This is a genomic window from uncultured Jatrophihabitans sp. (genome assembly GCF_964244045.1).
Classification (GTDB): domain Bacteria; phylum Actinomycetota; class Actinomycetes; order Mycobacteriales; family Jatrophihabitantaceae; genus Jatrophihabitans.
Window position 1 is genome coordinate 1 of the sequence record NZ_CAXTHK010000057.1, and the last position, 12993, is coordinate 12993.

Sequence of the window (12993 nt, forward strand, 5' to 3'; positions counted from 1 at the left end):
AGCAACAACGCAGAACTACACGCGAACGAGTTACACCACCCCGCGGGGCACAACCCGCGCCGGGCTGGTCCACCGTGCCGGAAATGCTTGCATAAGGACTGGATTCCGGCTTGACGTCGGTTTTGCCTAGAGGGACTGTTACCCATCGGATCGTGTCACCTCAACTGGTCCGGGCGTCACCTCATGCTGGAGGGCGAGTGACAAGATCGTCATCGGGGCGTCGGTACGTCGCCATGGCCCTGGCGCTGCTGGTCAGCGCGGGGCTGGGTTCATGCGGTAGCAGCGGCGTGCAGACGCAGAGCCCTGCGCCACCTAAAGCAAGCGACTCGCCGACATCATTAACTCCGACGTCAAGCGCGACATCGAGCACAACGGACGCCCCGACGCGGACGACCGGCTTCGGCAACCTCCAGCCAGCCATTGATGTCTACGTGAGCCTGACCGCGGCCTACAACAAGGCCCTCCAAGATCCGGCGGACGCTTCACCCTCGACCTTCAGCCGTTTCGTTGCCGGTCAAGCAAGGATTGCGTTCGAGCAATCCCTCGCGCAGGAGAAGGCAGAGGGCAAGGCATTCCGGGGCACGCCTCCTGTGAACCGGCTGGTCGTCAAATCGAGTGACCTGACGGCGTCGGTCCCCTCTGCGACACTCGAAAACTGCGTGCTGGCCTCCAGGACGAATCCGTGGATTGAGTACATCGTTGCAACCGGCAAGGCGGCGCCCACAGGGGCTCCGCCCAAGGTGCCACCGCCTTACCCCGCGACAATCAAGCTCTTCAAGCCGAACGCTGCTGGCTGGGTTGTCACCTCGTACGCACTCGACGGCACAAAGACGTGCACGCGGTAAGGCGGCCTTCGAAGTGGGCCGCGATCTTCACAGCCGGCTTGATAGCTGTCTCGTGCGGCGTCGTGCTGACCGTCGCTGCGTCATCTGCCTACGCTTGCGACGTTCTCACTGATCCGAACTGCGTCGGCGTGGGCGCCGGTGGGGGAGGCGGCGGGGGAGGCGGCGGCGGCACCCAGCCTCCGGGGGCTGGCGGTGGAGGACACACCGGCGGAAGCGGAACTGGAAAGCCGGATCCGTGCGCCAAGTACCCGGCTGGTTATTACGAGGACTGCAAAGGGTCCACAGGCGCGCAGTGCCTGAGCTTGTACGACCAGTACTACGGGTCGATGCCGTTGGCGGCGTTCAACGACTTCGTTACCAAGAATGATTGCCCTGCCGTAGCTGCTGGGGCCAACCCCCCGCCGACGCCCGCGGAGTTGGCGCAGCAGGCCGCTGCGACCTTCCGACTGCCTGATCCTTCTGGCCATCGGTCTCCGTCCGAGGACAAGAGCATCGGTGGCTACCCGTTCACCTACATCAATCTGTGGACGTACTACTGGACCGATCCAGGCATATGGAAGTCGCTGACGGCGACCGCGTCGGCCGGGGGCAACTACGCGACGGTCACCGCAACGCCGGTGTCGTTGACGTTTGATCCGGGTGACGGGTCGAGCTCGGGTTCGTGTGCCGGGCCTGGTCGTGCATGGCAGGAGTCGGACGGCAACAGCGCGCCGTCGGATGGGGCGTGCGGCTTCCAGTACTCGCACATCACAGGGCCGGGTTACGACCACCCGGTGACGTCGACGCAGACGATCACCTGGCGGCTGACGTGGACCGGGTCTGACAACACCAACGGCACGTTGACCCAGAAGACGACTTCGACGAACGGGTCGCTGAATGTGCTGCAAATCCAGACGGTGAATCGCTAGCAGGGAGTGGGCGTCATGACGTCGATAACGACGGACGCGAAGGCGTCCCGAATCGGGCACAAGCAGCCGGCCTCGATCACCCGGGCCGGGACTCCGTTGCCGGTGCGTGAGAAGCGCCCTGCCTACATTGCGTTGGGTGTGGTGCTGATCGTCGGCTTGGCCGCGGTCGGTGCGTATCTCTACACACAGGCCGGCAAGAAGACGCCCGTGGTCGAGGTCGTCAACCACATCGCGGCCGGGCACAAGATCGGCCGGTCGGATCTGACCACGGTTGACGTCGCCGGCGGGGTAACAGCGATCGGTGGGGCCAGCTTGGAGTCTCTGGTCGGTCAGTCAGCCGCGGTCGATTTGCTGCCGCACACTCTTTTGCAGCGGGTGATGGTGACTGACGCGCCGACGTTGAGCAGCACTCAGGCGCAGGTTGGTGTCGAGGTAAAGCCGGGTCAGATCCCGGCTGGCGGCCTGAGCGTCGGTGACACCGTGGAGGTCCTGCAGCTGCCGGACAAGAACGCGGCAGCGGCGGCCGCGTCGCAGACCGCCCCGTCGGCGACGGTGCTGGTCGACAACGCCACGGTGTATGACTCGGCGTCGGACCCGTCGCAGTCCGGCGGAACGCTGCTGACCCTGGTCGTGCCGCGGAGCGACGTCGCGGCGATCGCCACGGCGAGCAACGCGTCGCTGGTCGCGTTGGTGCGGGTGGGCAAGTGATTGTCACCGTCTGCGCGGACAAGGGCTCTCCGGGTGTGTCGTGGACGGCGACTGCGCTGACGATGGTGTGGCCGGGGGAGCGGGTGCTGCTCGAGGCCGATCCATCCGGCGGGGACGCCGCGCTTCGGTTGCGTACTCCGGAGGGGCAGCTGCTGCCCCGTCAGCCCACCCTGCGCGGGTTGAGCGTGGATGCCCGCTCTGGTGCGCTGCCCTCCTTCGATGCCTACACGCACCAGACCAGCCTCGGGGCGCCGGTGATTCCCTCGACCGACATGCGGACCGAGGACTTCGCGTTAATCGCTCGCCAGTGGCCGGCGGTCGCGGCTGCCGCGTATTCGTGGCGAGGCACGGTGATCGCCGACGTCGGTCGGCTGCAGGAGGAGACCGCATCAGGGCCGGTCGCCGCGGCGTCGACGGTCGTGTTGCTGATCGGCCGCTCGACCCCGGAGGGCTTGTTCCACCTGCGGGAGCGGTCCAAGGCGTTGGCCGCGCGCCTGGGCCAAGGCATGCACGGACGCTCGCCGCTGGCGGTCGCTGTGATCTGCCCGCCGCGGGAGCACAAGGCCCGCATCGCGGACTTGCGGGCGCACCTGACGGCGGACCCGGCGACGTCGGACATCCCGGTCGCTGGCTGGATCGCCGACGACCCTCGCGCGATCGCGTTGATGCGGGAAGCCCAGGTGACCAAGAAGCTCACGACTAGTGATCTGATCCGCTCGGCCAGCGGCATCGTTGAGGCGCTGCTGTCGTGGTGGCCGCAGCTTCGCGGGGCCGAGGTGCAGCCGGCCGGCGCTGTCCCGCGCGCGGTTCCGGCGCCGCCCGGACCGGTGCCCGCGCAGTGGGCGCCCCCTGCGGACCCGCCTAACCTTCCGCCCCCGCCACCGACGGGGCCGCCTTGGATGGGGGCGCCGCCGGTCAGCCCGTCGATGAACTCGGGAGGCTGGTCATGAGCGAGTTGCTGGACTACCGACTGGTCCGCGAGCTGCAGGGCAAGGTCGCGGATCTGCAGCTGGATGACCGTCGCAGCCTGCAGGCCCGCGGGTTGCCGGTGCGCAGCTCGGCCGATGAGCAGCAGCAGGCGCAGAGTTTCATCCGCACCGTGGTGTCACAGCACATGCAGGACCGGGTGGCGAGCGGTCAGGAACTGCCCTCGGACACCGCCTATGACACCCGGCTGCGGGCCGCGATCTACTCGGCAATCTACGGCGCCGGGGAGTTGCAGGAACTGCTTGACGACGAGCTTGTCGAGAACATCAACATCAACGGCTGCGACGAGACCTGGGTGACCTACGCCGGCGGGCAGAAGCAGCAGTGGCGCCCGGTCGCGGCCAGCAACGAGGACCTGATCAGCATCGTGCAGAACCTCGGCTCCTACGCCGGGATGAACGCACGCCCGTTCTCGCCGACCACGCCCGAGCTGGACGTGCGGCTACAGGACGGGTCCCGGCTGTCGGCGATCATGTCGGCCTCCGAGGCACCCTCGATCAGCATCCGCCGCAACCGGTACCCGCAGATGTTCCTGCGCCCGGACATCGCGCAGCAAGCGAGCAAGCCGCACACGGAGCGGCTGCCGGACCTGGTGAGCCTGGGAACGGTCACCGAGGAGGTCGCCGACTTCCTGTACGCGGCAGTCCGCAGCCGCTGCAACATCATTGTCGGTGGCGCCACCGACGCTGGCAAGACGACACTGCTCCGCGCGTTGATCAACTGCATCGACCCGCTGGAACGGCTGGTCATCATCGAGAAGGCGTTAGAGCTGGGGATCAAGCGGCACCACGAGTTGCACGCCGACGTCGTTGAGCTCGAGGAGGTCCTGCCGGACTCTGAGGGCCGGTTCGCCGGGCTGGACATCGCCACCCTGGTTCGCCGCTCGCGGCGCATGGATCCCTCCCGCGTCATCGTCGGTGAGGTACTGGGCCCGGAGGTTGTGGAGATGCTGTCCGCGATGGCGCAGGGCAACGACGGGTCGTTGTCGACGATCCACGCTCGCGACGCCCGCGAGGTGTTCAACCGCATCGCGACCTATGCCGTGCAGAACGCGATGCCGTCCTTTGAGGTTGCCCATTCGCTGATGGCCGGGGCGATCGACTTCGTGGTCTTCGTGGAGAAGAACCCGAAGATGGGGATGCGCCGCACCGTCACCGAGATCATCGAGGTCGGCGGGATGATGGAGGGCCGCGTCGCGCAGTCGAACATCTTCGTCCCGTCGCCGGAGGACGGCCGTGCCGTGCGGCAGCACGAGGTCCCGATCGTGCGGATGGAGCGCCTGGCCCGCGCGAGCCAGTTCAGCGACGGTCTGCCGGCATGGTCGACGTCGCCGGGCCAGGGTGCGTGGTGAGCGATGCCTGATCTGAGCGTGCTGCTCGCGGCAATCGTCGCCGGCGGGTTCGGCGCCGCGGTGCTGCTGCTGATCGTCGGCATCCGCGGAACCGTGGTCGACCCGACGCGGCCGCCGAGCCGTCTGGCCGAGCTGATCGCCCGGCCCCGTTCGCCGCTGTTCACCCTGCGCATCGTGGGCGGGGTGCTGCTGGCCATCGTGGTCGCGGCCGTGACCCGTTGGCCGGTCGCCGCTGTCGGTCTCGGCGGGTTGGTCGCGTTCTGGCCGGCGCTGATGGGCGGGTCACGTGACGAGCAGCTTCAGATCGTGCGCCTCGAGGCGGTCGTGACCTGGTGCGAGGCGCTACGTGACACCACCACCGGGCACGCCGGGCTGGAGCAGGCGATCCCCGCGACGGCCGAGAACGCCGCGCCGCCGATCCGACCCGCCCTGCTGCGGCTGACTGGTCAGCTGCGCAGCAAGGTGCCGCTGGAGCAGGGTTTGCAGGACCTAGCCGAGCAGCTCAACCACTCGGCCGATTTGATCATCGCCGCGCTGCAGATGAACGTCCGCACCCGGGGCGACGGCCTGGTCGGCGTGCTGACGAACCTGGCGCTGGCCGGCCGCGAGGAACTCGACCTGCGCCGCAAGATCACCGCCGGTCGCGCGGGGGACCGCCGGGCCGTGCAGCTGATGCTGCTGATCGTGCTCGCAGTCGCGACGTTCCTGGTGCTGTTCAGCGACGCCTACACCGCGCCTTACCGGACGGTGGCCGGTCAGATCGCGCTCGCAGTGGTGCTGGGACTGTTCGCGACGTCGTTCCTCTGGATCCGCAAGCTGGCGATGGCCAGGCCCGCTACCCCGTTCCTGCCGGTCGCCGGGCAGTCCATCGACCCGATGGAGGCACGCATCGTGGCCGCGTTGACGGGGACCGGTCAGCTCGCCGAGCCGACACCGACACCGACGTCGAGGTCACGCGTGCGGAAGGTGCGTGCCTCATGATCGGCATGGCCGTGGTCGGCGCCGCGATCGGCGCCGTGCTGCTGTTTCTGGTTCTGAAGGTCTTCCCTCCCAAGCGAAGCGCGATCGTGCAGTTGGGCCAGTACTACGCCCACTACCGGGGGCCTGAGGTCACCGTGGCGCCGACCCGCACCGCGGCCGACGCCCGCGGCCGGATCGGGGAGTGGGTGACCGTCGAGCTGGCCAAGCGCGGTATCCAGTACAACGGGCTTCGCCGAGATCTCGCGTTGACCGGGCAGAGCCTCGAGTCGTTGATGGGCCGCAAGGTTGTCGCCGCAGTCGCCGGCTTCCTTGGCGGCCTGATCGCGCTGTCGGCGCTGCGCTACGCCGGCGGCGTCGGGTTGCCGACCTTCGCGCCGCTGGCCATCGCGGTCATCGCCGCGGTGGCGCTGTTCGTGGCGCCCGACATCGACGCCCGCAAGGCCGCGGTCAAGCGGCGGCAGGAGTTCACCGAGCAACTCTCGGTCTATCTGGACTTGGTGTCGCTGAAGATGGCCGGGCACGCGGCCGCTGCCACCGCTCTACCGGAGGCGGCGCAGCGCGGCGGCGGTTGGCCAATGATGCTGATCCGCGACACGTTGTTCCGCGCCCGGCTGTCCGGTGAGGACGAGTGGACCGCGCTGGCCGACCTGGGACAGCGCATCGGCGTCGCCGACCTACGCGAGCTCGGCGCGCTGATCAAGCTCGTCTCTGACGACGGCGCCCAGGTCCGATCCACCTTGACCGCGCGGGCCGCCTCGATGCGACGGGCACGCCTGGCCGACGAGGAAGGCAACGCCGAGGAGCGCAATCAGTCGATGCGCCTAGCGCAGATGCTGATCGCGTTCGGGTTCATGTTGTTCGTCGGCTATCCCGCCTTCGTCAACATCAAGTTTTGACCGCACGATTCGCGGCACCATCTAACCGAAGGGGAACTGACATGACCGAGCTGCAGATGCTGTGGGCCTGGGTGAACGTCCGGATCGGCAAGATCCGGGAGGACAGCGGCGACGACGCGGGCTTTACCACGCTGGAGTGGGTCGCAATCGCCGGTGTCGTCATTGTGGCGGCGATCGTGGTGGCCACGATCCTGATGAATAAGGCAAAGGACGGCGCTAACAGCGTCAACGTCCAATAACGCGACGTGACCTCTGGGCGGTTGTTTCGAGCGCTGTCCGCGCGGTGGGCGCGGACGGTCCCAGATCGCGATGGCGGCTTCTCCACGTTGGAGGCCGTCGTCGTCATCCCGGTCGTGGTCATCATGACGATGATCTCGGTGCAGTACGTGATGGTCTGGCATGCCCGGAACGTCGCTGAAGCCGCAGCCCGTAACGGCCTGCGGGTCGCCCGTGGTTACCAGGCCACCGGCCCGCAGGGGTCGGCGAGCTGCACCCAGTACCTCGACACGGTCGCCAACAAGATGCTCGGCCAACGCAGCTGCACGGCCAACCGTGGCGGTCAGACGGTGGTCGTCACCGTCCACGCCAAGGTGATGTCGGTGATCCCGTTCGGGTCGTTCACCGTCGATGAGTCAGCGTCGGGCCCGGTTGAAGTGTTCAACGGAGGCGGGTGACATGCAATCGATCGCCAAGCGGTGGGGCCGGCCGCGTGAGGACGACCAGGGCGGGTTTGCCACGCTGGAACTGGTCATCATCACCCCGTTCCTGCTGGCTTTCGTGCTGTTGATCGTCGGGTTCGGCCGTGTGACCCACGGCCGGCAGCTCGTCGGGCAGGCCGCCGCGGCCGCAGCTCGAGCAGCGGCGCTGGACAACACCCCCGGGCAGGCGCAGTCCGACGCGCGGACCGAAGCGGCCGACACGCTGTCGCAGGCGGGGGTCAGCTGCCAGTCGATGCAGACCACGGTCGACACGTCGGCGTTCCACGCCGGCGGGCAGGTGACGGTGACGGTGACCTGCGTGGCCAGCTTGGCCGACCTGACCGTGGTCGGGTTCCCCGGCCACAAGACGCTGACCGCGACTTCAGTGTCGCCGCTGGAGCAATACCGCCAGTTCGGAAGTACTAACGGATGAACCGACTGATCCGGGAGCGTGCGAGCGGGCTGCGTGCCGCGGCGCTCCGCAGACTGCGGCAGGTCCGCGCCGAGGGTGAGCGCGGATTCGTGTCGCTTTACGTCGTGGCCATCACCGTCGGGCTGGTGGCGCTTGCCGGGTTGGTCATCGACGGCGGCAACGCGCTAGCCGCTCGGGAGAAAGCGGCCGACACCGCGCAACAGGCCGCCCGGGCCGGCGCCGACGCCCTGTCACCGGACTCCTTGCGCAACCCAGGCGCGCTGTCCGCGACACCGGCAGGAGCCACCCGGGCCGCCAACCAGGTCCTGTCGACCGGCGGTGTCACCGGGACCGTGTCCGTCGACGGCGACCAGGTGACCGTCACCGTCGTCGTGCACCAGGCCACGACGATCCTGTCGGCGGTCGGTGTCAACCAGATCACCGGAACCGCTACGGCCAGCGCCATCGCACTACGTGGGACCACCACAGGAGGTACCTGAGATGAGACGAGTCTGCAAGGCGGCTGAGGCGCTCGTCGTCCTGCTCGTGTTGGTCGTGGGGATCCCCGCGCTGCTCGCCGGGACGATCGGCAACCCGCTGGACGGGTGGTCTGACTTGAAGGTTGGCGACCTGACCAACGAGGTCGTCATCGACCTGCTCGCCGCCGTAGTGTGGATCGCGTGGGCGCAGTTCGCGCTTTCGGTGCTCGTCGAGGCCTTCGCCGCGATCCGGCACGTCCCGCACCCCACCCGCATCCCGCTGGTGCCGGGTTTCAGCCAGCACCTCGCGCACACCTTGATCGCCTCGGTGCTGTTGATCGGTACCGCCACGATCACCCTCGCCACACCGGTCCACGCCTTCGCATCGACCCCAAGCCCCGGCCTGGCCGCGGTGTCGGCGAGTCACGCCGCCACGGTGAACGTCCGCGCGCCGCACACCGCAACACCTGCCGCGACGCTCACCGCTGACCGGCACGCCGCCCCCACCGCGCAGACTCATCAGCAGGCCTCGAGCACGACGACCTACGTGGTGCCCAGCAACGGCAAGGGTCCGGACACCTATTGGGACATCGCCGAAGCGCATCTCGGCGGCGGCGAACACTGGACGCAGGTGTGGGAACTAAACCGCGGTCGCACCCAGCCCGATGGTGCCGTCATGAACGACCCCGGCCTGCTCAAACCGGGCTGGACGGTGCTGCTGCCCGCCACCGTCACCAGCCCCGCCACCCCTGCCGCGAGCACGCACGTCGAGTCGGTCACGGTGCACGCCGACGACACCCTGTCCGGGATCGCGCAAGAACACGGCGTATCGGACTGGCACCAGGCCTGGGACGCCAGCAAGGGCATGGCCGAGCCCGGCGGCCAGACCTTCAACGACGCGAACCTGATCCGCCCCGGGTGGACCATCAACATTCCGACCGTGGCGACCCCGACCACCACTCCGACCACGACGCCACCGGTGACCCCGCCGAGGTCGACGACACCGCCGCCCGAGACAGTGCCGAGCACCCCGAGTACGCCAAGCACGGCCCCGTCGGCGCCGACCATCTCGACACCGAGCACCTCGACACCGAGCACTGTGCCAGCTACACCGACACCCGGCACCACGTTGCCGGCCAGCCCGGCGATAACCGCAGCGCCGTCGACGGCGACACCTGTCCAGCACGAGCCGGCCGCCCGCCCGGCGGCCGCCGCGTCGTCACGCTCCTCGGATCTGCCGACGGTCGCGTTCGCCGGCGGGGGCGTGCTGCTGGCAGGGGTGTCGCTGGCGGCGATGATCCGCTACCGGCGTCGGCAGTTCCGGTGGCGCGGCGCGGGACGCACTATCGGCGCGACACCGCCGTCTCTGGTCAACGTCGAGCGGCAGCTGCTCGCCGTGGGTAGCACCGGCATCGCCGACGTGACCTGGTTGAACGAGGCGTTGCGCAGCCTGGTCCACGCCTTGGCCGGGCAGGACGACGCGCGGCTGCCCGACGTCGTCGCCGCCCGGATGACCCGCGAGGTCCTTGAGCTGGTGCTGACCAGCGCGCAGCCCGACCCGCCGGCACCGTGGGTCGCCGACGAGACCGCGACCCGGTGGGCGATCAGCCGCGAGGACACGCTGCCCTACGACCCAGCCGACCGGCAGTACCACTTCGCCCCGTTCCCCACCTTGGCCAGCGTCGGCTACACCGCCAAGGGCGAGCACTGGCTGCTGGACCTGGAACGGGTCGCGGCGATGTCGCTGTCAGGCCATCCCGAACGGTGCCTGAACCTGGCCCGTTTCCTGGCCGCTGAGCTCGCGCACAACGCATGGTCGGAGATGCTGCAGGTGACCCTCGTCGGGTTCGGCCGGGAGATGGCTGAGATCAACCCCGACCGGCTGACCTACACCGAGGACTTCACCAAGGCGATCGCCTCGCTGCACCACCAGTTGGACTCCGTCCACGATGTCATCGAGAACGCCGACGTCGACCTGCTCACCGGCCGGTTGCACGACGTGATGGGCGACGCGTGGGCGCCGCACGTGCTGCTGATCGCCCCGCACCTGGCCGAGGACACCGTCGGGCTGGACGAGCTGCTCACGGCGATGCGCGAGCAGCGTTCCCGCACCGCCGTCGCGTTGGTGCTCGCTGATGATCCTGACCACGCCGACGGCACCCGCTGGCAGCTGACGATCGACGAGCACGGCACGCTGCGGATCCCCGCGTTGGACGTCGAGCTGATCGCACAGCAGATCCCGGCTGAGGAGGCCGCGGACCTGGCGCAGCTGCTGGCGCTGGCCGCCACCACCCAGGACCGGCCGGTGCCCCCGGCTCGCGGGGATAAGCCGTGGGACGCCTACGCCGACGCCGCCGGCGCGCTCCGGCGCGACGTCGTCGACCTCGGCAAGACGATCGACCCGGTGCCCGCGCAGGAGCGACGGGCGCCGTTGGGGACCGTCGTGGCCGGGGGAGCGGCCGACATCCCGGCACTGCACCTGGCCGACTCGTCGCCGTGGATGACCAACTCGGTGCTGCCACTGCCCAAGCGCACCTACCTCGAGCACACCGCGGCGACCGAGGACGACGTCGACGCACTCGGCCCGCAGGTGACCGACGAGATCCGGCGGCGCATCGAGACCGCCGACCCTGGTCTGGACGACGATATGGCCGCGTGGCGGGACCCGAACTGCACCCGACCGAAGGTGCAGCTGCTCGGCCCGGTCTCGGTCGCCGCGCAGGGCCCACTGCCGGTGCAGAGCCCGCGGTTGTCGTGGAACACCGAGGTCGTGGCCTATCTCGCGACCCGCCCGACCGGTGTGTCAGCTGAGCGGTTCGGCACCGACCTGTGGCCCGGTGAGCCGGACATCGCCGGCAAGACGAAGGTCCGTCAGGCCGTGATGATCGTGCGTAAATGGCTCGGTGAGAGCCCCGACGGCAAGGAGTACCTGCCGAAGGGGACAACCACCTCCGCGAACGGTGGGGTGGCGCGCTACGAGATCGTCGACGCCCTGGTCGACGCCGAGCTGTTCCGCCGGCTGCGGCTTCGCGGGCTGGCGCGTGGCGCCGACGGCATCAAGGACCTGTGGGCTGCGCTGAACCTGGTGGTCGGGATCCCACTCGACGAGCGGCGCCGCGGTGGTTACGGATGGCTCGCTGACACCCCGCTGGATCACGAGTACACCGGCATGATCGTGGACACCGCGCACACCGTGGCCACGCATCACTTGGGAGCGAAAGATCCGGCGCGGGCGGTCGATGCTGCGCAGATCGCATTGCGGGCCGGCAGTAGCGAGGACACTCCGCTGCTGGATCTGATGATGGCCAGCGACGCGCAGGGAAACCGCGCCGAGGGCGATGCCTACGTCAAGCGGATCTTGGCCAACCACGACGCCGAAGTCGAGGAAGATCTGCCGCCACACACCTTCCAGATCCTGAACCGCCGAGATCGACTGCAGGCCAGCTGAACCATTGGCGCTCGGAGTCACCGACTCAAGCACCGACAGAGGAGAGTGAGCAGCATGGGTAACTTGGGACGTCGTCGCCGCTGGATCGAGGTCTTGCCGTCCGAGCCCTCGCAGGCACCGGAACGGGCACCTCAAAAGGCGCCAGAGCAGCCGCCGCAGCGTGAGCCTCAGCGGACGCCAGAGCCTTCGCAGCCGTGAGGCGGGGCGTTCGCCGCGTCGCCGGTCGCGTCGTTTCTTGTGCCGCGGCCGCGTGCTTGGGCGCCTCATGACGACCGATGCTTCGGAGACCGAAGTCGTCGGGGTCGGAGACGCTCGGATGGTGCGCACGTTCCGGGTCGGCGCCGACGGCCGGCTGTTCCCGGTCAACACCGCGACGGCCTGGACGACGGGGTGGAACAACGCGACGTGCGGCCGTGGTCGGTCGCACACGCCGCCGGACCCGGACTGTCGGTGCGGCTTCTACGTTTACGCCGACCCGGCGTACGCGCTAGCTCAGGCGCCGGCTCGGCATGTGATGGCCGTCGTCGCCGTGCACGGCGCGATGGAGGCAGGTACCCGTGGTGCACGCGTCAACGAGGCCAAGGTCGAGGCGGTCTGGCTCGGGCCACGGATCAGCGACGACCTCGCCGCCGCAGTGCAGGCTCAATACCCGGCTGTGCTGGTCTACCGGGATCGGGCAGCGATGTTCGCCGACCTACCGTTGACCCGTTTGCCGGGATTCAAGTCCCCTCGCTTGGGCGAGGCGGCTCGGCGGTCGCTGCGGGTCTACCTGCTCGTTTTCCTCGCCGTCACTGCTGTGGTGGGGGCGCTGCCGATGCACACCACGACCGCTGCGCCGGCGCGGGTCGCGCTGTGGGTCGCGGTGCTGGCCGGGTCGGCCGCGCTGACCCTCGGCGGGGTGATTATTCGGTCCTCGATGGTCACCTTCGTTGGCATCACCGCTGTGGCATGGATGGTCACGGCCGAGTCGCTGAACAACGTCGGCGCCGCCGTCTACCGCTGCCTCGTGCTACTGGTCGCGGCGTGGGTCGGACTGATGTGGTGGCGTGCGGCCACCCCCGGGCGGGTCATCAGAGACGCCCGCATGGACTCTGCGGTGCGCCGCTGGCGCGCGCACCTGCTCGGCCCCCGCTGAGCGATCGGCCTATGAGACTCGGTCTCATTCCTCGGTAGACCGGAGGAATCCGTCAGGCAGCTGCAACCGCTGGACCTGCTGTCCGGTCGTGGCGGCGATGAGGTCGAAGTCCTTGTCGACGTGCAGGACTGTCAGGCCGGTCAAC

Annotated in this window: 13 protein-coding genes and 1 pseudogene; 13 read left to right on the top strand and 1 reads right to left on the bottom strand. The window is 68.8% G+C overall.

The window, feature by feature from the left end; translation table 11 throughout:
• Positions 1–233: 233 nt before the first annotated feature.
• The 13 genes from ACFFC4_RS21350 (at position 234) to ACFFC4_RS21410 (ending at position 12848) form a co-directional block, all read left to right on the top strand.
• A complete protein-coding gene (locus ACFFC4_RS21350) occupies positions 234–845 on the top strand; it encodes a hypothetical protein (RefSeq protein WP_375504638.1) in 612 nt (203 codons plus the stop codon).
• Positions 846–1171: 326 nt separating this feature from the next.
• Positions 1172–1753, top strand: coding sequence for a hypothetical protein (locus ACFFC4_RS21355; RefSeq protein ID WP_375504640.1), 582 nt, complete (start codon positions 1172–1174; stop codon positions 1751–1753).
• 15 nt (positions 1754–1768) lie between these two features.
• Positions 1769–2461 (top strand): hypothetical protein, encoded by a 693-nt coding sequence (locus tag ACFFC4_RS21360; RefSeq protein WP_375504642.1) that lies wholly within the window; start codon positions 1769–1771, stop codon positions 2459–2461.
• Positions 2458–3411 carry a hypothetical protein gene (locus tag ACFFC4_RS21365; RefSeq protein WP_375504644.1) on the top strand — a complete coding sequence of 318 codons (954 nt, stop codon included), beginning with the start codon at positions 2458–2460 and terminating at the stop codon, positions 3409–3411. Before ACFFC4_RS21360 ends, ACFFC4_RS21365 begins: the two co-directional genes overlap by 4 nt.
• Complete coding sequence (locus ACFFC4_RS21370; RefSeq protein ID WP_375504646.1) at positions 3408–4799, top strand: CpaF family protein; 1392 nt, start codon at positions 3408–3410, stop codon at positions 4797–4799. The genes ACFFC4_RS21365 and ACFFC4_RS21370 overlap by 4 nt, the downstream gene beginning before the upstream one ends.
• A 3-nt stretch (positions 4800–4802) precedes the next feature.
• Positions 4803–5780 carry a type II secretion system F family protein gene (locus tag ACFFC4_RS21375; protein WP_375504648.1) on the top strand — a complete coding sequence of 326 codons (978 nt, stop codon included), beginning with the start codon at positions 4803–4805 and terminating at the stop codon, positions 5778–5780.
• Positions 5777–6676: a hypothetical protein gene (locus tag ACFFC4_RS21380; protein ID WP_375504650.1), complete on the top strand. Its 900-nt coding sequence runs from the start codon at positions 5777–5779 to the stop codon at positions 6674–6676. Before ACFFC4_RS21375 ends, ACFFC4_RS21380 begins: the two co-directional genes overlap by 4 nt.
• Before the next feature lie 41 nt (positions 6677–6717).
• A complete protein-coding gene (locus tag ACFFC4_RS21385; RefSeq protein WP_375504652.1) occupies positions 6718–6915 on the top strand; it encodes a hypothetical protein in 198 nt (65 codons plus the stop codon).
• Between the two features lie 6 nt (positions 6916–6921).
• Positions 6922–7350 carry a TadE/TadG family type IV pilus assembly protein gene (locus tag ACFFC4_RS21390; RefSeq protein ID WP_375504654.1) on the top strand — a complete coding sequence of 143 codons (429 nt, stop codon included), beginning with the start codon at positions 6922–6924 and terminating at the stop codon, positions 7348–7350.
• A 1-nt stretch (position 7351) separates the two neighbouring features.
• Positions 7352–7807, top strand: a complete 456-nt coding sequence (locus ACFFC4_RS21395) for a TadE family protein (RefSeq protein ID WP_375504656.1) — start codon at positions 7352–7354, stop codon at positions 7805–7807.
• On the top strand, positions 7804–8286 hold the full coding sequence (locus ACFFC4_RS21400) for a pilus assembly protein TadG-related protein (RefSeq protein ID WP_375504658.1): 483 nt from the start codon (positions 7804–7806) through the stop codon (positions 8284–8286). Before ACFFC4_RS21395 ends, ACFFC4_RS21400 begins: the two co-directional genes overlap by 4 nt.
• 1 nt (position 8287) lies before the next feature.
• Positions 8288–11713 (top strand): peptidoglycan-binding protein LysM, encoded by a 3426-nt coding sequence (locus ACFFC4_RS21405; protein ID WP_375504660.1) that lies wholly within the window; start codon positions 8288–8290, stop codon positions 11711–11713.
• Positions 11714–11978: 265 nt separating this feature from the next.
• Positions 11979–12848: a hypothetical protein gene (locus ACFFC4_RS21410; protein WP_375504662.1), complete on the top strand. Its 870-nt coding sequence runs from the start codon at positions 11979–11981 to the stop codon at positions 12846–12848.
• A 24-nt stretch (positions 12849–12872) separates the two neighbouring features.
• Here the strand turns inward: ACFFC4_RS21410 and ACFFC4_RS21415 are convergent.
• A pseudogene (locus ACFFC4_RS21415) lies at positions 12873–12993 on the bottom strand (hypothetical protein); the annotation flags it as partial.